Source organism: Bacillus sp. MBGLi79, from assembly GCF_002953915.1.
Window position 1 is genome coordinate 1,819,110 of record NZ_CP026521.1, and the last position, 20,309, is coordinate 1,839,418.

Annotated in this window: 23 protein-coding genes; 19 read left to right on the top strand and 4 right to left on the bottom strand. The window is 43.6% G+C overall.

Features of this window, described 5'->3' with window-relative positions:
• Positions 1 to 102: 102 nt before the first annotated feature.
• The 6 genes from C1T29_RS09270 to coaD all read left to right on the top strand — a co-directional run bounded on the left by C1T29_RS09270 (position 103) and on the right by coaD (position 3,015).
• Positions 103 to 501 (top strand): YlbD family protein, encoded by a 399-nt coding sequence (locus tag C1T29_RS09270; protein ID WP_014663866.1) that lies wholly within the window; start codon positions 103 to 105, stop codon positions 499 to 501.
• A 15-nt stretch (positions 502 to 516) separates the two neighbouring features.
• Positions 517 to 756 (top strand): YlbE-like family protein, encoded by a 240-nt coding sequence (locus C1T29_RS09275; RefSeq protein ID WP_014663867.1) that lies wholly within the window; start codon positions 517 to 519, stop codon positions 754 to 756.
• Between the two features lie 114 nt (positions 757 to 870).
• Complete coding sequence (gene ricF, locus C1T29_RS09280; RefSeq protein WP_003221370.1) at positions 871 to 1,320, top strand: regulatory iron-sulfur-containing complex subunit RicF; 450 nt, start codon at positions 871 to 873, stop codon at positions 1,318 to 1,320.
• A gap of 54 nt (positions 1,321 to 1,374) precedes the next feature.
• Complete coding sequence (locus C1T29_RS09285) at positions 1,375 to 1,647, top strand: YlbG family protein (protein ID WP_009967171.1); 273 nt, start codon at positions 1,375 to 1,377, stop codon at positions 1,645 to 1,647.
• Between the two features lie 323 nt (positions 1,648 to 1,970).
• The gene (rsmD, locus tag C1T29_RS09290) at positions 1,971 to 2,525 is read left to right on the top strand and encodes a 16S rRNA (guanine(966)-N(2))-methyltransferase RsmD (RefSeq protein ID WP_069838810.1); all 555 of its coding nucleotides are present in this window, start codon (positions 1,971 to 1,973) and stop codon (positions 2,523 to 2,525) included.
• Positions 2,526 to 2,529: 4 nt separating this feature from the next.
• Positions 2,530 to 3,015 (top strand): pantetheine-phosphate adenylyltransferase, encoded by a 486-nt coding sequence (gene coaD / locus C1T29_RS09295; protein ID WP_014663869.1) that lies wholly within the window; start codon positions 2,530 to 2,532, stop codon positions 3,013 to 3,015.
• A gap of 11 nt (positions 3,016 to 3,026) precedes the next feature.
• On the opposite strand, the gene spoVV is transcribed toward coaD, so the two are convergent.
• Positions 3,027 to 4,253: a dipicolinic acid transporter SpoVV gene (gene spoVV, locus C1T29_RS09300; RefSeq protein WP_069838809.1), complete on the bottom strand. Its 1,227-nt coding sequence runs from the start codon at positions 4,251 to 4,253 to the stop codon at positions 3,027 to 3,029.
• A 180-nt stretch (positions 4,254 to 4,433) separates the two neighbouring features.
• Between spoVV and C1T29_RS09305 the strand changes: the two genes are divergently transcribed.
• Together C1T29_RS09305 and ddcP are read left to right on the top strand one after the other, a co-directional pair.
• On the top strand, positions 4,434 to 5,216 hold the full coding sequence (locus tag C1T29_RS09305) for a patatin family protein (RefSeq protein ID WP_069149551.1): 783 nt from the start codon (positions 4,434 to 4,436) through the stop codon (positions 5,214 to 5,216).
• Position 5,217: 1 nt separating this feature from the next.
• Entirely contained in the window at positions 5,218 to 6,243 is a 1,026-nt protein-coding gene (gene ddcP / locus C1T29_RS09310) for a protease DdcP (RefSeq protein ID WP_103748802.1), read from the top strand.
• A gap of 16 nt (positions 6,244 to 6,259) precedes the next feature.
• Here the strand turns inward: ddcP and C1T29_RS09315 are convergent, their stop codons facing one another.
• Complete coding sequence (locus C1T29_RS09315; protein WP_103748801.1) at positions 6,260 to 7,507, bottom strand: nucleotidyltransferase; 1,248 nt, start codon at positions 7,505 to 7,507, stop codon at positions 6,260 to 6,262.
• Positions 7,504 to 7,689 (bottom strand): hypothetical protein, encoded by a 186-nt coding sequence (locus tag C1T29_RS09320; RefSeq protein WP_014663874.1) that lies wholly within the window; start codon positions 7,687 to 7,689, stop codon positions 7,504 to 7,506. Before C1T29_RS09320 ends, C1T29_RS09315 begins: the two co-directional genes overlap by 4 nt.
• Before the next feature lie 27 nt (positions 7,690 to 7,716).
• Here C1T29_RS09320 and C1T29_RS09325 point away from each other — a divergent pair, with 27 nt between their 5' ends.
• From C1T29_RS09325 to gerR, 3 genes are all read left to right on the top strand, one after another.
• Entirely contained in the window at positions 7,717 to 8,235 is a 519-nt protein-coding gene (locus C1T29_RS09325) for a YceD family protein (RefSeq protein ID WP_069837491.1), read from the top strand.
• 21 nt (positions 8,236 to 8,256) lie between these two features.
• Positions 8,257 to 8,436 carry a 50S ribosomal protein L32 gene (gene rpmF, locus C1T29_RS09330; protein ID WP_003154457.1) on the top strand — a complete coding sequence of 60 codons (180 nt, stop codon included), beginning with the start codon at positions 8,257 to 8,259 and terminating at the stop codon, positions 8,434 to 8,436.
• Positions 8,437 to 8,581: 145 nt separating this feature from the next.
• Positions 8,582 to 9,163 (top strand): sporulation-specific transcriptional regulator GerR, encoded by a 582-nt coding sequence (gene gerR / locus C1T29_RS09335; protein ID WP_095431258.1) that lies wholly within the window; start codon positions 8,582 to 8,584, stop codon positions 9,161 to 9,163.
• A 56-nt stretch (positions 9,164 to 9,219) separates the two neighbouring features.
• Here the strand turns inward: gerR and C1T29_RS09340 are convergent, their stop codons facing one another.
• The gene (locus C1T29_RS09340; RefSeq protein ID WP_040083224.1) at positions 9,220 to 9,702 is read right to left on the bottom strand and encodes an N-acetyltransferase; all 483 of its coding nucleotides are present in this window, start codon (positions 9,700 to 9,702) and stop codon (positions 9,220 to 9,222) included.
• Between the two features lie 159 nt (positions 9,703 to 9,861).
• On the opposite strand from C1T29_RS09340, the gene C1T29_RS09345 reads away from it, so the two are divergent.
• The 8 genes from C1T29_RS09345 to C1T29_RS09380 all read left to right on the top strand — a co-directional run bounded on the left by C1T29_RS09345 (position 9,862) and on the right by C1T29_RS09380 (position 20,264).
• Entirely contained in the window at positions 9,862 to 10,755 is an 894-nt protein-coding gene (locus C1T29_RS09345; RefSeq protein WP_069149555.1) for a 2-dehydropantoate 2-reductase, read from the top strand.
• A 70-nt stretch (positions 10,756 to 10,825) separates the two neighbouring features.
• Entirely contained in the window at positions 10,826 to 12,445 is a 1,620-nt protein-coding gene (bshC, locus tag C1T29_RS09350; RefSeq protein ID WP_095431260.1) for a bacillithiol biosynthesis cysteine-adding enzyme BshC, read from the top strand.
• A 125-nt stretch (positions 12,446 to 12,570) separates the two neighbouring features.
• Positions 12,571 to 13,002 carry a division/cell wall cluster transcriptional repressor MraZ gene (mraZ, locus tag C1T29_RS09355; protein ID WP_003221402.1) on the top strand — a complete coding sequence of 144 codons (432 nt, stop codon included), beginning with the start codon at positions 12,571 to 12,573 and terminating at the stop codon, positions 13,000 to 13,002.
• Between the two features lie 69 nt (positions 13,003 to 13,071).
• Entirely contained in the window at positions 13,072 to 14,007 is a 936-nt protein-coding gene (rsmH, locus tag C1T29_RS09360; protein ID WP_014663880.1) for a 16S rRNA (cytosine(1402)-N(4))-methyltransferase RsmH, read from the top strand.
• Between the two features lie 39 nt (positions 14,008 to 14,046).
• Positions 14,047 to 14,400, top strand: a complete 354-nt coding sequence (gene ftsL / locus C1T29_RS09365) for a cell division protein FtsL (RefSeq protein WP_040083221.1) — start codon at positions 14,047 to 14,049, stop codon at positions 14,398 to 14,400.
• The gene (gene pbpB, locus C1T29_RS09370; protein WP_095431261.1) at positions 14,397 to 16,547 is read left to right on the top strand and encodes a penicillin-binding protein 2B; all 2,151 of its coding nucleotides are present in this window, start codon (positions 14,397 to 14,399) and stop codon (positions 16,545 to 16,547) included. The genes ftsL and pbpB overlap by 4 nt, the downstream gene beginning before the upstream one ends.
• Before the next feature lie 116 nt (positions 16,548 to 16,663).
• Positions 16,664 to 18,604, top strand: coding sequence for a stage V sporulation protein D (locus C1T29_RS09375; RefSeq protein ID WP_103748800.1), 1,941 nt, complete (start codon positions 16,664 to 16,666; stop codon positions 18,602 to 18,604).
• 175 nt (positions 18,605 to 18,779) lie between these two features.
• Positions 18,780 to 20,264 carry a UDP-N-acetylmuramoyl-L-alanyl-D-glutamate--2,6-diaminopimelate ligase gene (locus C1T29_RS09380; protein ID WP_103748799.1) on the top strand — a complete coding sequence of 495 codons (1,485 nt, stop codon included), beginning with the start codon at positions 18,780 to 18,782 and terminating at the stop codon, positions 20,262 to 20,264.
• Positions 20,265 to 20,309: the final 45 nt, after the last annotated feature.

The window sequence follows — 20,309 nt, forward strand, 5'->3', positions numbered from 1 at the left end:
GGACAGCACTAAAAATTCATTTGTGAATGAATATAGGCGAACACAATGCCCGACAAAACGATACATTGTAGTAGGTAACGATTTTCGGAGGGGGTGAGGATTGTGGCGAATCAACATGCCAATCATTCAATCAATGACTTTAAACAATTCGTCAAAAAGCATCCCAAGCTGATAAAAGAAGTGCGAAAAGAACAAAGAAGCTGGCAGGACGTATATGAAAATTGGGTTCTCTTCGGGGAGAGCGACCCGATTTGGGATCCGTATCGGGAACCGGAAGAAGCTGCAGAGGCTGTGCCCGAAACGCCGCAAAAAAATGATTTTGTCACGAAAATGGTGACAGCGGTGAAAAAGATGGATGTCAATCAAATGAACGAACAAATCAATAAAATGAGCCAGTCGATCTCATCGTTGCAAAGCCTTCTTAATACATTTTCCGGGAACAGCCAGAAGCAATCTCAGCCAGGCTCTGGACAGCATCCTTTTTCTTTTCGAAAGGATTAAAAAAGGGGATCTCATATGCGCAAAGAGGTGCAGGAATATATTTTCGCAAACGAAGAACGGAAACGATTCATCAGAGAGCAGCCGATATGGTACCGCAGGCTTTCGAGAAAACCGGATGATCTGTCCACCTTTCAGCTTGAGATGATGAATTTTTATGAAAAAACCATTCCGCATCGGGTGAATCAGTTTACAAACGGGATTCAAATGGCGCAAATGATGATGCAAATGTTCCAAGCGATGCGGACAAAAGATTAAAAGGCCCGGGAAAGGGTCTTTTTCGTGCGTCCATACGGAGTTTGTTTTCGGCTGTGGTTAAGCATTTTCCAATTGGCTGGTTTCATGGTAAACTAACAACTGGAGGTGCATGTTATGTATGCGACGATGGAATCCGTGCGGCTTCAAAGTGAAGCTCAGCAGCTTGCCGAGATGATTCTGCAGTCGGAGACGGCTGAGAACTACCGCAATTGTTACAAGCGTCTCCAGGAAGATGAAGAGGCAGGGCGGATTATTCGTTCTTTTATCAAAATAAAAGAGCAGTATGAGGATGTACAGCGTTTTGGCAAATATCATCCTGACTATAGAGAAATATCCCGGAAAATGAGGGAGATCAAACGTGAGCTGGACCTGAACGACAAGGTGGCTGACTTCAAGAGAGCTGAAAATGAACTCCAGTCCATTCTTGATGAGGTCAGCGTCGAGATTGGGACAGCTGTTTCGGAGCATGTGAAAGTTCCGACTGGGAACCCTTATTTTGACGGTTTGTCTTCATGCGGAGGCGGCTGCGGTTCAGGCGGAAGCTGTGGATGTAAAGTGTCCTGACGAGACTGGCCGTCTCGTCTTTTACATATAAAAGAAATCAGGCAGGTGATTGTATTGGAGAATAGGCGCCAGGGAATGGTTGTGTATCTGCACTCCCTAAAGCAAAGCAAAATGCTGAGAAAGTTCGGGAATGTGCACTATGTATCAAAACGATTAAAATATGTCGTACTGTACTGTGATATGGACCAAATTGAAAAAACAATGGACAAGATTGCGTCTTACTCTTTTGTGAAAAAAGTAGAGCCTTCTTATAAACCGTTTTTAAAATTGGAATTCGAGTCAAAGCTTGATAAGGCAAAAGAATACGATTATAAAATCGGCATATAGCAATAAAAAAAACCCCCGCAGACATCTGCGGGGTCCTTCTATTCCTTAATATGTTAAGGAGAAGGCAAAGGGAGAGGAGAAACCGGAGGAAGAACTTATGGGGAAACGTAAGTCTTCTCCGCGGTTGGCAACAACATCCTCTAGATGCTGTTGCTTATAGTATGGACAAGGATCATGCTGCCTATACACCTGTTTATCAAGATTAGCGTTCATTGTTTGGGAGAATGCTTTATGTTAAGATAGGATTGATTTTTTTCTATGTACATAGCGGCGTCTGGCCGAATAAAGAAACAAAATAGCTTTTAGAAAAAGTGGTGTGGAACATGAGAGTAATTTCTGGATCAAAAAAAGGCCGTTCACTAAAGGCTGTGCCGGGAACATCAACAAGACCGACAACCGACAAAGTGAAGGAATCCATTTTCAATATGATCGGCCCTTATTTTGATGGGGGCAGGGGACTAGACTTATTCGCAGGGAGCGGAGGTCTTGGAATCGAAGCGCTTTCACGCGGGTTTGAGCATTGTATATTCGTTGACCGTGATTTTAAGGCCATTCAAACGGTAAAATCTAATTTGAAAACGCTGGAGCTTACAAAACATGCACAGGTATACCGCAATGAGGCGGAACGTGCTTTGCACGCTGCTGCAAAGAGAGAAACCGGCTTTCGCGGCATTTTTCTCGATCCGCCGTATAAGGAACAAAAGCTGAAAGCACTTTTAACTTTGATTGACGAATATCAAATGCTGGAAGAAGACGGCTTTATCGTCGCTGAGCATGACAGAGAGGTCGAGCTTCCCGAAACCGTAGGAGATCTTGTGATGACAAGAAAAGAAACCTATGGGCTTACAGGTGTGGCGATTTATAAAAAGAGGGGGTAGTGAGGTGGCGAGTATAGCTGTCTGTCCCGGCAGTTTTGATCCGGTGACCTACGGGCATCTGGACATCATCAAACGCGGGGCGCATATTTTTGAACAAGTGTATGTATGTGTGCTGAATAATTCTTCAAAAAAGCCTTTGTTCAGTGTAGAGGAACGGTGTGAGCTTCTGAGAGAAGTGACAAAAGACATTCCGAACATAACAGTTGAAACATCACAAGGATTGTTAATTGATTATGCAAAAAGAAAAAATGCCAAAGCGATATTAAGAGGCTTGAGAGCTGTATCAGATTTTGAATACGAGATGCAGGGAACGTCAGTAAACCGTGTGCTTGATGAATCCATTGAGACATTTTTCATGATGACAAACAATCAGTATTCGTTTTTAAGTTCAAGCATCGTAAAAGAAGTGGCGAGATACAACGGCTCGGTATCAGAATTTGTACCGCCGGAAGTAGAGCTTGCGCTTCAGCAAAAATACAGACAAGGATGAGGGGGGTTGACTCATCCTTTTTTTGTGCCGTTTGTCAGTCTGTAAGAAAAAATGATAATGTACGTAAACAGCGCGCATAGTGTGACAGCAGGTCCGATCTGCACAAGCAGATTCCAGCCGTTTATAAATGCAGTCGGCATGTCACTGCTATTAAAAGATTTAAATACATACTGATAAGGATCATGCCACGCCGTGTAAAGCGGTTTCCATAAAAGCATGACGAAGACAGCGGCATACACGCCCTGCAGCAAACGTGCGATAAAGAATGGTTTAAATCTAATATCGGTTTCCGATAAAATACCTGCCACTTGAGCTTGTACGGAAAAGCCGCTAAACCCGAGAATAAAGCTGACGATAATCGCTTTTTGCAGAAGAGAAACATCTGTCTCGCTGACAAGCTTGCTGCCTAACGTGATTTCAAACATCCCCGATAAAAGCGGAATGTCCAATTGAGCCGGAAGCTGGAACAAAGTCAGCGCGCCTTTTGTGAAAACAGACAAAATATCAGTCAGCTGAACCACGGACAACAGCCGATTGAAGACAGAAAATAAAATAATAAAGCCGCCTACCATAAGAAGCGTTTGAACAGAAGACGTCACGGCGTCGCCTAAAATTTTGCCCAAAGGCCGTTTTTCCGCAAGTCTGGCGGTATGAAGGGCGTGTAACGCATCTTTGATCGAAGGAAAGGGTATCGTTTTCTTTCTTCTGAGATGCTGCTCTTCCTTGCGGCCGTAGGAACGCATCGTTAAACCGACAGCCAGATTCCCCAAATAGTGTGCAGAAGCCAATAAAATGCCTAGTGACGCATTTTGAAAGAAACCGACAGCAACGGCGCCGAAAATAAAGAGCGGGTTTGAAGAATTGGTAAACGACGCAAGCCGTTCTGCCTCTACTCTTGAAATTTGTTTTTCCTGCCGCAGACGGGCAGTGAGTTTTGCTCCCGCTGGGTTTCCTGATGCCATTCCCATAGCAAGAACAAAACCGCCGACACCCGGCACGCGAAAGATCGGCCGCATAAAAGGCTCAAGCAAAACACCGACAAACCGTACAATGCCAAAGCCGATTAAGAGTTCGGACAGAATAAAAAATGGCAGCAATGACGGAAACACAACCTCCCACCACATAGAAAGCCCGGTTTTAGAGGCTTCGAATGAGGCCTGTGGATGTGAGATGACAGTCGCTGTTAAAAAAAGAAAAAACGAGGCAATCAAAAGTGTATTGATCTTCGACAAGTTCATTCTTACCTCCCCGATGCTAAAAATGCCCAATGACATGTATATCATGATAAAATAATGTATGACATGAAACGGTCAAGCAGTACCTGTCCTCTTGATTCTTTGTACTAATATACGAGCATAGGGGTTCAGTTTAGACCATAGAATTCGGTATACAGGGAATTCAGGCAGGAGGTTAACGCTTTGGCCAAACCTAAAATCGGGTTAGCGTTAGGATCGGGAGGGGCCAGAGGGCTTGCTCATCTCGGTGTGCTTTCCAGTTTACATAAGCATCAAATTCATGTGGATATGATTGCAGGAAGCAGCATGGGCGCTTTGGTGGGCAGTTTTTATGCCGCCGGCCATGACGTGGCAACGATGAAAAAAGTAGCCAAAGCCTTTAAACGGAGGCTTTATGCTGATTATACGGTGCCGAAGCTCGGTTTTCTAAAAGGTGACCGCGTCAGACAGCTTGTGCATGCTTATACATTCGGAAAACCGATTGAAGAGCTCCAAATTCCGCTGGGCATTGTTGCATGTGATTTACAGACGGGAGAAAAGATTGTGTTCCGCAAAGGATCAGTGTCAGATGCAGTGAGGGCCAGCATCAGCATACCGGGTATCTTTATTCCGCAGAGGCTGGACGGACGCCTTCTTGTAGACGGCGCGGTCGTCGATCGAATTCCGGTTTCTGTTGTAAAAGACATGGGAGCTGATATTATCATCGCTTCGGATGTTTCCAGGGTTCGAAAAACTGAAACAGCAGTGCATATTTTTGATGTGATTATGCAAAGTATGGATATCCTGCAAAATGAATTGGTGCGGCATCAAACAATTGCCGCAGATATCATGATTCGCCCTTCTCTTGAAACATACAGCTCAAGCTCGTTTGCCAATATTGAAGAAATGATATCGGCAGGCGAAGAGGCGACAAACCGAATGATCAGCAAGATAAGAAAAGAAATAGAGAATTGGGAGGGCTCATAATTTGCTACGTAAAAAACATTTTAGCTGGATGCTCGTCATCCTCATACTGATCGCCGTTTTATCATTTATAAAACTTCCATACTATATTACAAAACCGGGAGAAGCGACAGAGCTTGCTCCATTGATAAAAGTGGAGGGAGGCTACCCGGAAAAAGGAAGCCTGTCCTTAATGACTGTCAAAGTGGGACCGGCTAATCCGTTTACATATGTGTGGGCAAAGATGCACCCTTATTATGAAATTGTTCCTGATGAGAGCATTAAGGAAGAAGGCGAGTCAGATAAGGAGTATATGAAAAGACAGCTTCAAATGATGAAAAGCTCGCAAGAAAACGCGGTAATAGCCGCCTATAAAGAAGCAGGAAAAAAAGTCACCTACTCCTTTAACGGCATATATGCAAGCTCAGTTGTAGAAAACATGCCCGCAAAAGGGAAAATAGAGGTCGGTGATAAAATCATCAGTGCAGACGGCAAAAACTATCAGTCTGCTGAAAAGCTGATTGATTATATCGGCAGCAAAAAAGCGGGAGATAAAGTTACGTTAAAGATCGAAAGAGAAGAAAAAGAAAAGCGTGTCACTCTTACGTTAAAACAATTTCCTGTTGAGCCGCAACGGGCTGGGATCGGTGTTTCACTTTATACGGACAGAAACGTCAAAGTGGAGCCGGATATTGATTTTGAAATCGAGAATATCGGCGGCCCTTCTGCCGGGTTAATGATGTCTCTTGAAATCTATAATCAGCTGACAAAAACAGACGAAACAAAAGGTTATGATATTGCGGGAACAGGTACCATCGATGTTGACGGAAAAGTAGGCCCGATTGGCGGAATTGATCAAAAAGTCGTCGCCGCAGACAAAGCGGGAAAAGACATTTTCTTCGCGCCAAATCAAAACGGCGCCAGCAATTCCGATTATGAAAATGCTGTAAAAACAGCAAAAGATATTGATTCAGATATGAAGATTGTGCCTGTTGATACCATGCAGGATGCGATTGACTATTTGAATAAGCTGAAAGCGAAAAGCACCTGATTCTCAGGTGCTTTTTCTATACATTTAAAAAGTGTTGTCCATCTTCGTCATAGCGAATCGGTGTATGTCCGTATTCCTGCAGGTCAAACTCGGTTCTCAGCGGCTCTTCTATCGGCAGGCTGTAAATTCTGCTTGCTTTTATGTCCAGATCGAGAGCTGGATGAGAGAAAGAGGACAGTTTGCTGACAAGCGGAACAGACAGTGCTTTTTTCTTTTCGGATAAATAAGCCTGTCCTTTTTTCGTCATGCCGAGAAGCCTGATATATGGCACCTTATCGTCGTCAAGCAGCTTTTTTATATCCTGTTTTTTTGTTCTGGTTAAAATGTGCGTATTCATCCGCTGGAGCCTTGTCCATGTATAACGTTTCGTTTTCAGCAGCTCCATATATTCCAGATAGGAGCTGGCTTTTCTGATCGAACGAAGAATTCTGTGCTCTAAACCTTCCTCCACCTCGTATATTTGCTGTAATTCCTGTGCTGTTACTGTTGAAAGGCTGTATTTTAAGTAAGAAAAGTAGCTCTCAGGTGTATGCCACAATCCGAAAGATTTGCGGTAAGCTGCTAATTCTCGTGCAGATGCAGCAGGGAGAAAACGAAGGCAGGCTTCGAGACTCTGGCCAGTCATCGCTTTTCTAATGCTTGTGGCGCTTGCGATAGGGTTTTCGCCTTCAGGGAGATCGGCATCATGATAGTCCGAAGAGATGCGTGCCGTGGTATAAGGTTTCATAGGATATCCCCCGGTTAGAATCGAAGTCACATACTGGTATCCCAAAATGTTATTTGGTTTTGACAAGTCAAGTGCACTTTCGGAATGCAAAATGGAGCTAAAGGCGCTAGCCGCCGCTGCTGGATAACTCGTCCCCGTTTTAAGTTCTTCTTTAATTCGGTCATCAAATGTATGTTTATGCTCATTAATAAGCTGTGCTGTTTCTAAAAACGGCTTGATATCCCCATTCTCACTCCCGAAAAACAGCGCCTCACATTCAATTTCGTTTAGGATGGAAACACTGCCGCGTGCAAAAATGTCCGCTTTTTGCACGGCATAAAGATAAGGCAGCTCAATAACAAGATCAACTCCGCTTTGCAGCGCCATTTTTGTTCGGGCCCATTTTGACACAACAGCCGGTTCCCCACGCTGTAAAAAATGCCCGCTCATCACCGCGACAGCCGTGTCGCATCCGGTTTGCCGCTTTGCTGTTTGGGCATGATAAAGGTGACCGTTATGAAAGGGATTATATTCAACCACCAATCCGACAGCATTCATATTTTTTCCGCCTTTCTTGCTATGTTTAAAAACGTATGGTACATTTGCAAATGAAAACTCTTACGCCTTATTTTTGTTTTAAGTGTATGCATAGCATATTCCGCTGTCAACGATACTTGGATGGCAGCATTATGCTGTAAAGAAAAAATATTGACAAAAACAATCTTAAAAGCTATAATCATGTTTGTTGCTTTCCTGAGGTGATACAAATGAAATGGACGATTTATCAGCTGCATCAAATGCCAAAACAAAGTTTTGAATTTGATGAAACAGTTGAGTTAAATGAGCTGACAAAGCTGAATTCTGACATTCGCCGCATTTCTCCCGTCCGGGTGAAGGGCAGAGCGGATATCAAATCCAAACAGGTTTCGTTTGATTTTACAATTTCAGGCGAAATGATTTTGCCATGCTCAAGAACACTCGTTGATGTCCCGTATCCATTTGAAATTTCAACAAAAGAACTGTTTATATTTCATCACACGGATGATATAGAAGATGATGACGTTCACATTGTTGAGGACGATACTATCGACTTAACTCCGATCGTGAAAGAAGAAATTCTTTTAGAAATCCCTATGCAAATCTTTTGTGAATCTGAACAAGAAAAAGGAGCTGCTCCTCAAGAAGGAAAGGACTGGCAAGTCATTTCGGAAGAAGACAAGAAGAAACAAGTTGATCCGAGACTTGCAGCCCTCGAAAAGCTCTTAAAACAAGATGATGAATCTTAACTCTTTAAGGAGGTGGGAATAATGGCTGTACCTTTTAGAAGAACTTCTAAAATGAAGAAAAGATTGCGCCGTACACATTTCAAACTTAATGTACCTGGTATGACAGAATGTCCGTCATGCGGAGAGATGAAGTTGTCTCACCGTGTATGCAAAGCATGCGGATCATACAACGGCAAAGACATAAATGTAAAAAGTAACTAATGAGAAAAGCGCAGGGTGAAAGCCCTGCGCTTTTTCTTTTTCTCTTCCTGTCAGCTTGCGGAAAATTTGTGAGTGCAAATAGTCTATCTAATCTATTACCGGCATATGTATGAGATAAATAAGCTGACATGGAGGGAGATTGAATTTGACCATTACAAGACAAGATGCTTGGACTCAGGATGAGGATTTGCTGCTGGCAGAAGTGGTGCTTCGTCATATTCGAGAGGGAGGAACACAGCTTTCCGCCTTTGAGGAGGTAGGAAGGGCGCTGACCAGAACTGCGGCAGCCTGCGGTTTCAGGTGGAACTCGTATGTAAGAAAACAATACCAGTCAGGTATAGAGCTTGCGAAAAAGCAGAGGAAAGAACTGAGAAAGCAAATCGGCGTTCATTCGGTCAATATGCCGAATTCCGTGAAGCAGACTGCCTCGACATCGTCAGAAGGAAAACGAGACTTGTCCATTCAGGATGTCATTCAATTTCTCGAACAATTTAAAGAAGCACCTTCTGCACAAGAATTTCAGCTCGAAAGGGAAAAATTGAAGGAGCAAATCCAATCCCTGCAAAAAGAGCTTGAGGATTTGCGGAATGAAAATCAAACATTGCGGAATCAGCTAGAGATGACAGAAGAGGATTACAAGGCACTGATCGACATTATGGATCGGGCCAGAAAAATGGTTGTATCCAAGGAAGACGGAAGAATGAAAAAAGCGGCTCAAGAAACGTAAAGAAACGCTTGAAATGAACCGGCCCTATAGGAAGAATAGGCCGGTTGTTTTTATGTCTAAGCGGACTCTCCCGGTGTCATTTCGCGATCCATATCAGGATGCCAGATGAGCGGGTTTTCCCCTTTGTCCCGCGCCATATCATATTTAACAGTTTTAAAGTTCATTTTGTTCCAAAATTCTGCTGATTTCATTCGCGGATTTGTCCGGATTGGCATTTTGAATGATTTTGCAAATTCAACCAAGGCTCTCCCATATCCCCTGTTCTGGTAGCCTGGAAGAACCTCAAGCTTCCACAGCTCCAAATAATCCTGGCGATTGTCAAAATAGGGATTCGATTTGCCGTTAACTTGATACAGACTCATTCGTGCTACAAGTTTATCGCCGAAATAAATCCCGTAAAAAGGCGAAGTGCTGTCATTTTCAATAATATTATCCTGAAGATCTTCAAGCATTGAAAGCTCCTGAATGCCGTATTCTTTAAATTTCTTGAATTCTTCCAGCGTTTTATAGTTGATAAGCAGACGTTCTACCTTTGTCAAACCAATCTCCCCCTTTGTTGTTTCTATATATATTGTAAACGCTTTATTTAAAAAATCCAAATATTTAAACTTTAATTTTAAGCACATGGGATCTTTGAGAAGTAATTTCTTCATACTTCTGCTATGATAATACGTAAAAGCTAAATTGGGTGTGACATCATGAAAATTGGAATTATCGGCGGAGGCTCCGTCGGTCTTTTATGCGCCTATTATTTGTCACTTGATCACGACGTGACTGTTGTGACGAGGCGGCAGGAACAGGCTGCGGCCATTCAGTCTGAAGGAATCCGGCTTTATAAAGGCGGGGAGGAATTCAGCGCTGATTGCAGTGCAGACACGCGTATCAATTCGGATTTCGATCTGCTTGTCGTGACAGTGAAGCAGCATCAGCTTCAGTCTGTTTTTCCGTCGCTTGAACGGATCGGAAAAACGAATATATTATTTTTGCAAAACGGCATGGGGCATATCCACAACCTAAAAGACTGGCATGTTGGCCACTCCATTTATGTTGGAATCGTTGAGCACGGAGCTGTAAGAAAATCGGATACAGCTGTTGATCATACAGGTCTAGGTGCGATAAAATGGAGCGCGTTCGATGCTGAACCAGATCGGCTGAACATCTTGTTTCAGCATAACCACTCGGATTTTCCGATTTGTTATGAGACAGATTGGTACCGTCTGCTAACGGGCAAGCTGATTGTAAATGCGTGTATTAATCCTTTAACTGCGTTATTGCAGGTGAAAAATGGAGACCTGCTGACAACGCCAGCTTATCTGGCTTTTATGAAGCTGGTATTTCAGGAGGCGTGCCGCATTTTAAGGCTTGAAAACGAAGAAGAGGCTTGGGAGCGGGTTCAGGCCGTTTGCAGACTAACGAAAGAAAATCGCTCTTCAATGCTGGTTGATGTCATTGAAGGCCGGCAAACGGAAGCTGACGCCATCATCGGATACTTATTGAAGGAAGCAAGTCTTCACGGAATTGATGCCGTCCATCTAGCGTTTTTATACGGCAGCATCAAAGCATTGGAGCGAAATACAAACAAAGTCTTTTGAGCTTTTTCGGTAACATGCTATACTCATTTCGGATACCTAACTATTTATTGGAGAAAGGAAGTTCTAGAAGATGCAGCTAACTGAACTTTCCATCAAAAATCAGAATGTGTTTGTACAGCACTATATAGATGGCAAAGAAGAAATGTCTTCTTTTTTTGATTACAGCATTCATCATAAGGATATGTGGCGCGAAAGACTGCAAGACTTATCCTCCCGGTTTTTCGCAAGAGAGGAATTGGCGGCGTACTTATCCTCGTACCATAATAAATTCGGTTCAAGTGCGATGCAGTCCGCTATTGAGAAGCTGAAGGACCCTTCAAGTGCCGCTGTAGTCGGCGGACAGCAGGCAGGACTTTTAACAGGGCCGCTTTACACCATACATAAAATCATTTCAATCATTGTTTTAGCAAAGCAACAAGAAAAGGAACTGCAAGTGCCTGTCATACCGATCTTCTGGGTGGCCGGAGAAGACCACGATTTGGATGAGATTAATTTTGTTCATATTTCTGAAGAGAATGGTCCTGTGAAAAAAAAGCTGTCTCAGTCATATTGGAAGAAGTCATCAGCAGCGAGCACAACGCTTGACCAGGAAAAGTGTTCCGCGTGGATAGATGATGTGTTTGCCGCTTTTGAAGAAACAGACCACACGAATTCACTTCTTGACAATGTGAAACGATGTTTACGAGAATCTGTTACGTTTACTGACTTCTTTGAGCTGCTGATCGCGGATCTGTTCCAAGAGGAGGGCTTAGTTTTATTAAATTCTGGAGATCCTGGGATTAAAAAGCTGGAAACGGCCATGTTCCAAAAGATTCTTCGAGAAAATGATGAACTCGCCCGCGTTGTATCAGATCAGCAGGCCTTCATGCGCCAAGCAGGCTACAAACCGATTATCGAGTCCGGAAAAGAGCAGGCGAATCTGTTTTATGAATATGAAGAAGAGCGTTTTTTAATTGAAAAAGATAACGGCCGATTTGTTGTCAAAGAGCTTGATCTAGGATGGACGATGGATGAACTTCATACGCATATGGAAGAACATCCGGAGCGCTTCAGCAACAATGTTGTAACGAGACCGTTAATGCAGGAATTTCTCATTCCGACTTTAGCATTTATTGCAGGCCCTGGAGAAATCAACTATTGGGGTGAGCTCAAACAGGCTTTTGCGGTGATGGGCTTCAAAATGCCTCCTGTCATGCCAAGACTGAACATTACGATACTTGAGCGGCATATTGAGAAAAAACTGGCTGAACGGAATATCTCGTTACAAGATGCGATTGAGCGCGGAACGGAGAATCAAAGAGAGGCATACTTCGAGCGCCAGATTCCGGAAGAGTTTACGGCGGTGATGGATCAAGCGAGAAGCCAAATTGAAGCGATTCACAAAACGGTCCGGCAGGAGGCGTTAAAGGTTGATCAAAGCATGGAACCCTTACTTCTGAAAAATGCCGCTTTTATTCAGGATCAGCTTCAATTCTTAGAGCGCACGGTGACGAAGCGAATTGAAGAAAAAGAAGGCTACGTTTTGAAGGATTATGAGAGAATTCAAAATAGCATTAAGCCGCTTCTTGCACCGCAAGAACGGATTTGGAATATCATGTATTATTTGAACAGGTACGGTCCAAAATTCTTCATGACATTCAAGAATCTGCCATTTTCTTTTCAAAATCAACATCAAGTTGTCAAACTTTGAAATAAAGTTTTAAAGAACCCTGAATAGTTCAGGGTTTTTTTTTATGGGTAAACAGTGTAAAATGAAGTTGTGGAGCGAAGTGGTGAATAGTGGTGAGTTAAGGAGAGAAAGTGGGGCAAGAGATCATGTTTATGGGTGAATATCAGCATACCATCGATGCGAAAGGCCGCATGATCGTACCCGCTAAATTTAGAGAAGGCCTAGGTGAGCAATTTGTGCTGACTAGAGGGCTTGACCAATGTCTCTTCGGCTACCCTATGCACGAATGGAAACAAATTGAAGAAAAACTGAAAGCTCTTCCTCTCACAAAGAAAGATGCCCGCGCGTTTACCCGTTTCTTCTTTTCAGGGGCGACCGAATGCGAACTGGACAAGCAAGGCAGGGTAAATATTGCATCATCTCTATTGAATTACGCCAAACTGGAAAAAGAATGTGTTGTTATCGGGGTTTCTAATCGAATTGAATTGTGGAGTAAAGTAATTTGGGAACAATACACAGAAGAGCAAGAAGATTCATTTGCTGAAATTGCTGAAAACATGATTGGGTTTGATATATAATGATTCTTCGTGTATAACACTCTAAAAACAATTTCAATTCATCCTGATAAAAGGTGGGACCAACACAAAATGTTTCAACACAAGACAGTACTTCTTCGTGAAACCGTAGACGGACTCAATATTAAACCGGACGGTACATATGTAGACTGCACACTCGGCGGAGCTGGGCACAGTACATACTTATTGCAGCAGTTATCCGAGAAGGGGCGTTTAATCGCTTTTGACCAAGATGATATGGCATTACAGCATGCGAAAGAAGCGTTGTCCGATTATAAAGGGCAGCTTATTCTGATTAAAAGCAATTTCAGGTATTTAAAAGAATGTTTGAATGAACAAGGTATAACAGAAGTAGACGGTATTTTATTTGATTTAGGGGTGTCCTCTCCGCAGCTGGATACACCGGAGCGCGGATTCAGTTACCATCATGACGCACCGTTGGACATGAGGATGGACCAGTCGGCTACGCTTACGGCGAAAGAAGTCGTTAATGAGTGGCGCTATGAGGATCTCGTCCGTATTTTCTTTAAATACGGAGAAGAGAAGTTCAGTAAACAGATCGCCAGAAAAATTGAGGAGGCAAGAATGAAGTCTCCTATTCAAACTACGGGCCAACTGGTCGATCTAATAAAAGACGCGATTCCCGCTCCAGCGAGAAGGAGCGGGGGACATCCCGCTAAACGCGTGTTTCAGGCAATCAGAATTGCCGTAAACGATGAACTTAGGGTGTTTGAAGAAGCTTTGGAGCAGGCAATTGAGGTTCTGAAGCCAGGGGGCAGGGTATCAGTCATTACCTTCCACTCGCTAGAAGACAGAATTTGCAAAACCACTTTTAAAGAAAAGTCGTCGCTTCCGGAACTTCCTCCGGGTCTTCCTGTTATACCGGAAGAGTTTGAGCCGGAGCTGAAGCTCATCACACGAAAACCGATTACGGCATCTCAAGAAGAGCTTGAAGAGAACAACAGGGCCCGTTCTGCCAAGCTTCGGATTGCTGAAAAAAGAAAATAACGAAACGCGAATGCAAAATTAAAAGGAGGTCATCAGCCTATGAGCAATTTAGCTTACCAACCAGAGAAACAGCAGCGGCATGCGATCAATCCTGAGAAAAAAGTGATTGTCAAAAAAAGGGCTTCCATCACTCTCGGAGAAAAAGTGCTTCTTGTCCTCTTTGCTGCGGCGGTGCTCAGCGTATCGCTTTTGATCGTATCGAAGGCATATGCGGCATACCAAACCAATATTGAGGTGCAAAAGCTTGAGGAGCAAATTTCATCCGAAAATAAGCAAATTGGTGACCTCGAAAAAAGCGTTGCTGATTTAAGCAAACCGCAGCGTATTATGGACATTGCGAAAAAGAACGGCTTGAATTTAAAAGATAAAAAAGTGAAAAACATACAGGAATGATTCAAATGCCAAAAAAGAATAAATTTATGAATAGAGGAGCAGCGATTCTAAGTATTTGTTTCGCTCTCTTTTTCTTTGTCATCCTAGGGAGAATGGCATATATTCAAATAACCGGAAAAGCGGACGGCGAAGTGCTTGCTACAAAAGCGACAGAGCAGCATGAAAAGAAACGGACCATCGAGGCAAGCCGTGGCTCGATTTTAGATCGAAACGGAAAAGTGATTGCTGAGGACACGGCGACGTATAAGCTGATTGCGATTCTCGATAAAAAAATGACCACTGATGTCAAGCATCCTCAGCATGTCGTAGACAAAGAAAAAACGGCGGAAGCATTGTCTAAAGTGATAAACTTGGACAAGGCCGACATCCTTGATATCTTAAATAAAGATGCAAAACAAGTCGAGTTTGGCTCAGCGGGCCGGGATATTACGTATTCACAAAAGCAAAAAATTGAAAAAATGAAACTCCCGGGCATTTCATTTTTACGGGATACAAAACGGTACTATCCAAATGGTATTTTCGCATCTAATCTAATCGGCTATGCCGAGGTTGATCAGGACACAAATGAAATTTCCGGCGCGATGGGATTAGAGAAAGTGCTGGATAAGTATTTGAAGGAGCGGGACGGATATGTGACATATGAAAGCGACAAATCCGGCTGGGAGCTCCCGAACAGCAAAAACAAAATTACCGCGCCAAAAAATGGTGACAATGTATATTTAACCATTGACCAGAAAATTCAAACCTTTTTGGAAGACAGCATGTCGAAAGTAGCGCAAAAGTATAACCCGAAAAAAATTATGGCCGCAGTCGTCGATCCGAAAACCGGCAAAGTCCTTGCCATGGGACAGCGGCCAAGCTTTGATCCGAACAAGCGCGATGTGACAAACTACTATAATGATTTGATTTCATATGCGTATGAACCTGGATCAACGATGAAGATATTTACACTTGCTGCTGCGATGCAGGAAAACGTGTTTAATGCGAACGAAAAATATAAATCAGGTACATTTGAAGTTGGCGGGGAACCTGTCAGGGACCATAATAGAGGTATAGGCTGGGGGCCGACAACCTATCATGACGGCGTCCTTAGATCGTCAAATGTTGCATTTGCGAAACTGGCGAAAGAAAAGCTGGGATATGACCGCCTCAATCAATATTTGCACAAGTTCAATTTTTACCAGAAAACAGGTATTGATTTGCCAGGAGAAGTCTCCAGCAAAATCAACTTTAAATATGAATTTGATAAGGCGTCAACTGCATACGGCCAAGCGTCTGCGGTCACACCAATTCAGCAGATTCAGGCCGCAACGGCAATTGCGAATGACGGTAAAATGATGAAGCCTTATGTGATTGACCATATCGTTGATCCCGATAAAGATAAAACTATTTATCAAAATAAGCCGGAATCAGCCGGAACCCCAATTTCTGCAAGCACAGCGAAAAAGGTGCGGGATATCTTGGGAGAAGTCGTTACATCGAAAATCGGAACAGGGCAAGCCTATAAAATCGAAGGTTTTGATGTTGCCGGGAAAACAGGTACTGCGCAAATAGCCGGTAAAGGCGGATATTTAGACGGAACAGATGACTATATCTTTTCGTTTATGGGTATGGCACCAAAAGATGATCCTGAGCTTTTGATTTATGTTGCTGTTCAGCAGCCGCAGTTAAAAGCAGGACAAAGCAGTTCAGATCCAGTATCAGAAATCTTCAACCCAACAATGAAAAACAGCCTGCATTACCTAAACATAGAGCCAACTGAAAAATCTGACTCAGATAAGGAAGAAACAAAAGCGCAGACAATGCCTGATTTAACAGATCAAACGGTTACTGCTGCTCAAAAGAAAGCAAAAGAAGAGAATCTCACACCGATTGTCATCGGCAGTGATGTCGCTGTAAAAGAACAGTATCCGGCAGCTGGTGAGGAAGTTCTCACCAATCAGAAGGTTTTCCTGAAAACGGGCGGCAAAATCAAAATGCCTGATATGACAGGGTGGTCGAGAAGAGAGGTTCTTCAGTACGGCGAGCTCGCGGGAATTCATATTGAAGTAAACGGCCAAGGCTACGCTGTCAGCCAAAGCGTCAAGAAAGACAAAGAAATAAAAGATAAAACCGTAATCAAGGTTCAGTTTAAAAATCCTGATTAAAAAGAAAGCTTGCGTTATGCAGGCTTTCTTTTTTTATGCCTTCAGAGGAGCCTCGTTCTACCTGTCCAATTTCAGGCATAAAATGAAACAAGCCTAAATAAGGAGTGAACGGTCTCTTGCGCGTCTCGAATGTAACGGTTAGAAAACGTTTATTATTTGTTTTGCTTTTTGGCGTGATCGTGTTTCTGATCATTGATACAAGGCTGGGGTATGTTCAGTTTGTGATGGGCGAAAAACTGACTTCGCTGGCGAAAGATTCCTGGAGCCGTAACTTGCCGTTTGAGCCGGAGAGAGGCGAGATTCTGGACCGGAACGGCGTGAAGCTCGCAACAAACAAAAGTGCGCCGACCGTATTCGTCGTGCCGCGCCAAGTACAGAATCCGATGAAAACGAGCAAGCAGCTTGCGGCGGTGCTCAACATGTCAGAAGAAAAAGTATATAAACATGTGACAAAAAAAGCGTCAATCGAAAAGATCACTCCTGAGGGGAGAAAAATTTCAAATGAGAAGGCGAAGGAAATCAAAGCGCTTGATTTAAAAGGTGTGTATGTTGCGGAGGACAGTATCCGTCATTACCCGTTCGGCAGCTTTTTATCTCATGTGCTTGGATTTGCAGGAATTGACAACCAAGGGCTCCTTGGACTGGAAGCCTATTACGACGATGATCTAAAAGGGGAAAAAGGTTCTGTTAAGTTTTATACAGATGCCAAGGGAAAGAAGATCCCTGATGAAGCGGACGACTATACGCCGCCTAAGGATGGGCTTGATATGAAGCTGACAGTTGATTCAAAGGTTCAGACGATACTGGAAAGAGAGCTTGATAACGCTGAGGCCAAATATCATCCGGACGGTATGATTGCCGTAGCTATGAATCCGAAAAACGGAGAAATCTTGGGGATGTCTAGCAGGCCTGACTTTGACCCTGCTGATTACCAATCAGTCGATCCGTCCGTCTACAATCGAAATCTGCCAGTATGGAGCACGTATGAACCGGGATCTACCTTTAAAATCATTACGCTTGCAGCAGCCCTTGAAGAGCAAAAAGTTAATTTAAAACGGGATCAATTTTATGATAAGGGGCATGCGGAAGTGGACGGAGCGAGACTGCGGTGCTGGAAAAGAGGCGGGCACGGGCTGCAGACGTATCTAGAAGTTGTACAGAACTCCTGCAACCCGGGGTTTGTTGAATTGGGCGAGCGCTTAGGAAAAGAAAAGCTTTTCAAATATATCAAAGACTTTGGTTTTGGACAAAAAACGGGGATTGATCTTCAAGGCGAGGGAACAGGCATCTTATTCCCGCTTGACAGAGTGGGCCCGGTGGAGCAAGCAACTACGGCTTTCGGACAGGGAGTATCCGTTACGCCGATTCAGCAGGTTGCAGCCGTATCTGCCGCTGTAAACGGAGGGACGCTCTACACACCTTATATTGCAAAGGAATGGATCGATCCTGTTACGAAGAAAACGGTCAAAAAACAATCACCAATCGCAAAGAAACAAGTCATTTCTGAAGAAACATCCAAACAAATCCGCTATGCTCTAGAAAGCGTTGTCGCAGAAGGCACCGGCCGCAATGCATTTGTGGAAGGATATCGTGTCGGAGGAAAAACGGGAACGGCACAAAAGGTTAAAGATGGAAAATACCTCGAAAACAACCATATTGTATCATTTATCGGTTTCGCGCCCGCCGATGATCCGAGTCTGGTTGTCTACGTTGCGGTGGATAACCCGAAAGGCACAATTCAGTTTGGCGGAACGGTTGCAGCGCCTATTGTCGGGAGTATTATGAGAGACAGCCTGCCGGAACTTGGTGTGAAGCCCCGGAAAAATCAAATCGAGAAAAAATACCAATGGAACGACACAAAAACAATAGAAGTTCCGAATGTTGTAGGGATGTCTGTCTCAGATCTTGAGTCACTATTGGTGAATCTCAATGTAGATGCTTCCGGGAAAGGAAGCAAAATCGTTAAACAATCGCCAGCTGCCGGAACGAAAGTAAAAGAGGGTTCGAAGATACGAGTGTATTTGACTGAAGAAGATGAAAAGGAGGCAGCCGATTGATTCGGGCTGCCTATTCTTTTATTGCAGAAAAAATGCTGATATCTTTCAAGATTAGCTGGATGTATCCTTTTATTTACGCTAAAATATGAACTGTATGCTTAAAATCATTACCACATCCTTTGATGTGACTTCAATGATAAAAAGAACGAATTAGAATGTTGAGAGGTTTGATACGATGAAACTTACAAAGCTGCTTACATACTTAACAACCGAACCTTCTGTAAACGACTCACAAGACCCTGAAATAACTTCAATTGAGATGGACTCCAGAGAAGTAAAGAAAGGGAGTCTTTTTGTATGTGTAAAAGGGTATACGGTGGATGGCCACGATTTTGTGCAAAAAGCAGTAGAAAACGGCGCAGCGGCTATTGTGGCAGAACGAGAGGTCGATGTGGATGTTCCTGTTATTATTGTCCGGCAGTCACTTCGCGCGCTCAGCGTTTTGTCTGATGCGTTTTACGGACAGCCGACGAAAAAGCTTCAGCTGATCGGGATAACGGGGACAAACGGCAAAACATCAACGACCCATATGGTCGATGAGATCTTGAAAAAAGCGGGAAAACGCACAGGCTTGATCGGTACAATGTACATGAAAATCGGAGACGAAACACTTCCAGTGAAAAACACGACTCCGGAAAGCGTCACGCTGCAGAAAACGTTTAAGAAAATGAATGACAAGCACGTCGACACTGCTATCATGGAGGTTTCTTCCCACGCCTTGTCTTTAGGACGCGTCCATGGCTGTGATTATGATATTGCCGTGTTTACGAATTTAACGCAGGACCATTTGGACTATCATAAAACGATGGATGAGTACCGGCATGCAAAAAGCCTGCTCTTTTCCCAACTTGGCGGGGCTTTCAACCATGAACATCCAAAGCGTGCCGTACTGAATGCTGACGATGAGGCGAGCGCTTATTTTGAAAAGGTAACAGCAGCGCATATCTCTACATACGGAATTAAAAACAATGCTGACGTGATGGCGAAGAACATCAATATCACTGCACAGGGCACAAGCTTTGATCTCGTGACAAACAAAGGCACGAAGCACATCACGATGTCTCTCGTCGGACAATTTAATGTGTATAACGTGCTGGCCGCTGTTGCGACATGTATTGCAGCAGGCATACCATTTGAAATCATCACTGAGGCTGTTGAAGAATTGCGTGGTGTAAGAGGACGTTTTGAATTGGTCAATCAGCAGCAGGAGTTTCCAGTCATTGTAGACTACGCGCACACACCTGACAGCCTTGAAAATGTGCTGCAGACCTGCAGAGACATGACAGAAGGAAAGTTATTTGTCGTTGTCGGCTGCGGTGGAGACAGAGATAAGACGAAACGCCCGAAAATGGCTAAAATTGCTGTGGAGCTGGCTGACGAGCCGATTTTTACTTCAGATAACCCGAGAAGCGAAGACCCTCGCGCGATTTTAAGAGATATGGAAGCCGGGGTAGAGAACGCATACTATCACAGTATTGCAAACCGCGAACAGGCGATCTTTTTCGCGATTGCCAATGCCAAAAAAGGCGACGTTGTCCTCATTGCAGGAAAAGGACATGAAACCTATCAGCAGATCGGAAATGAAACCTTCGATTTTGATGATGCTGAAGTAGCGGCGAGAGCCATTGTTGAACTCAATAAGAATAAGACGAATTCATAGGAAAGAGATGTTATTGAATAATGGAGCTTGAAAAGATTTTTCATA

Bases quoted from the DNA above. Each gene is read 5' to 3' on its own strand.
- C1T29_RS09275 (WP_014663867.1), top strand. From the start codon at position 517: ATGCGCAAAGAGGTGCAGGAATATATTTTCGCAAACGAAGAACGGAAA.
- ricF (WP_003221370.1), top strand. From the start codon at position 871: ATGTATGCGACGATGGAATCCGTGCGGCTTCAAAGTGAAGCTCAGCAG.
- rsmD (WP_069838810.1), top strand. From the start codon at position 1,971: ATGAGAGTAATTTCTGGATCAAAAAAAGGCCGTTCACTAAAGGCTGTG.
- spoVV (WP_069838809.1), bottom strand. From the start codon at position 4,253: ATGAACTTGTCGAAGATCAATACACTTTTGATTGCCTCGTTTTTTCTT.
- C1T29_RS09315 (WP_103748801.1), bottom strand. From the start codon at position 7,507: ATGAATGCTGTCGGATTGGTGGTTGAATATAATCCCTTTCATAACGGT.
- C1T29_RS09320 (WP_014663874.1), bottom strand. From the start codon at position 7,689: ATGATTATAGCTTTTAAGATTGTTTTTGTCAATATTTTTTCTTTACAG.
- C1T29_RS09325 (WP_069837491.1), top strand. From the start codon at position 7,717: ATGAAATGGACGATTTATCAGCTGCATCAAATGCCAAAACAAAGTTTT.
- rpmF (WP_003154457.1), top strand. From the start codon at position 8,257: ATGGCTGTACCTTTTAGAAGAACTTCTAAAATGAAGAAAAGATTGCGC.
- C1T29_RS09345 (WP_069149555.1), top strand. From the start codon at position 9,862: ATGAAAATTGGAATTATCGGCGGAGGCTCCGTCGGTCTTTTATGCGCC.
- bshC (WP_095431260.1), top strand. From the start codon at position 10,826: ATGCAGCTAACTGAACTTTCCATCAAAAATCAGAATGTGTTTGTACAG.
- mraZ (WP_003221402.1), top strand. From the start codon at position 12,571: ATGTTTATGGGTGAATATCAGCATACCATCGATGCGAAAGGCCGCATG.
- rsmH (WP_014663880.1), top strand. From the start codon at position 13,072: ATGTTTCAACACAAGACAGTACTTCTTCGTGAAACCGTAGACGGACTC.
- ftsL (WP_040083221.1), top strand. From the start codon at position 14,047: ATGAGCAATTTAGCTTACCAACCAGAGAAACAGCAGCGGCATGCGATC.
- pbpB (WP_095431261.1), top strand. From the start codon at position 14,397: ATGATTCAAATGCCAAAAAAGAATAAATTTATGAATAGAGGAGCAGCG.
- C1T29_RS09380 (WP_103748799.1), top strand. From the start codon at position 18,780: ATGAAACTTACAAAGCTGCTTACATACTTAACAACCGAACCTTCTGTA.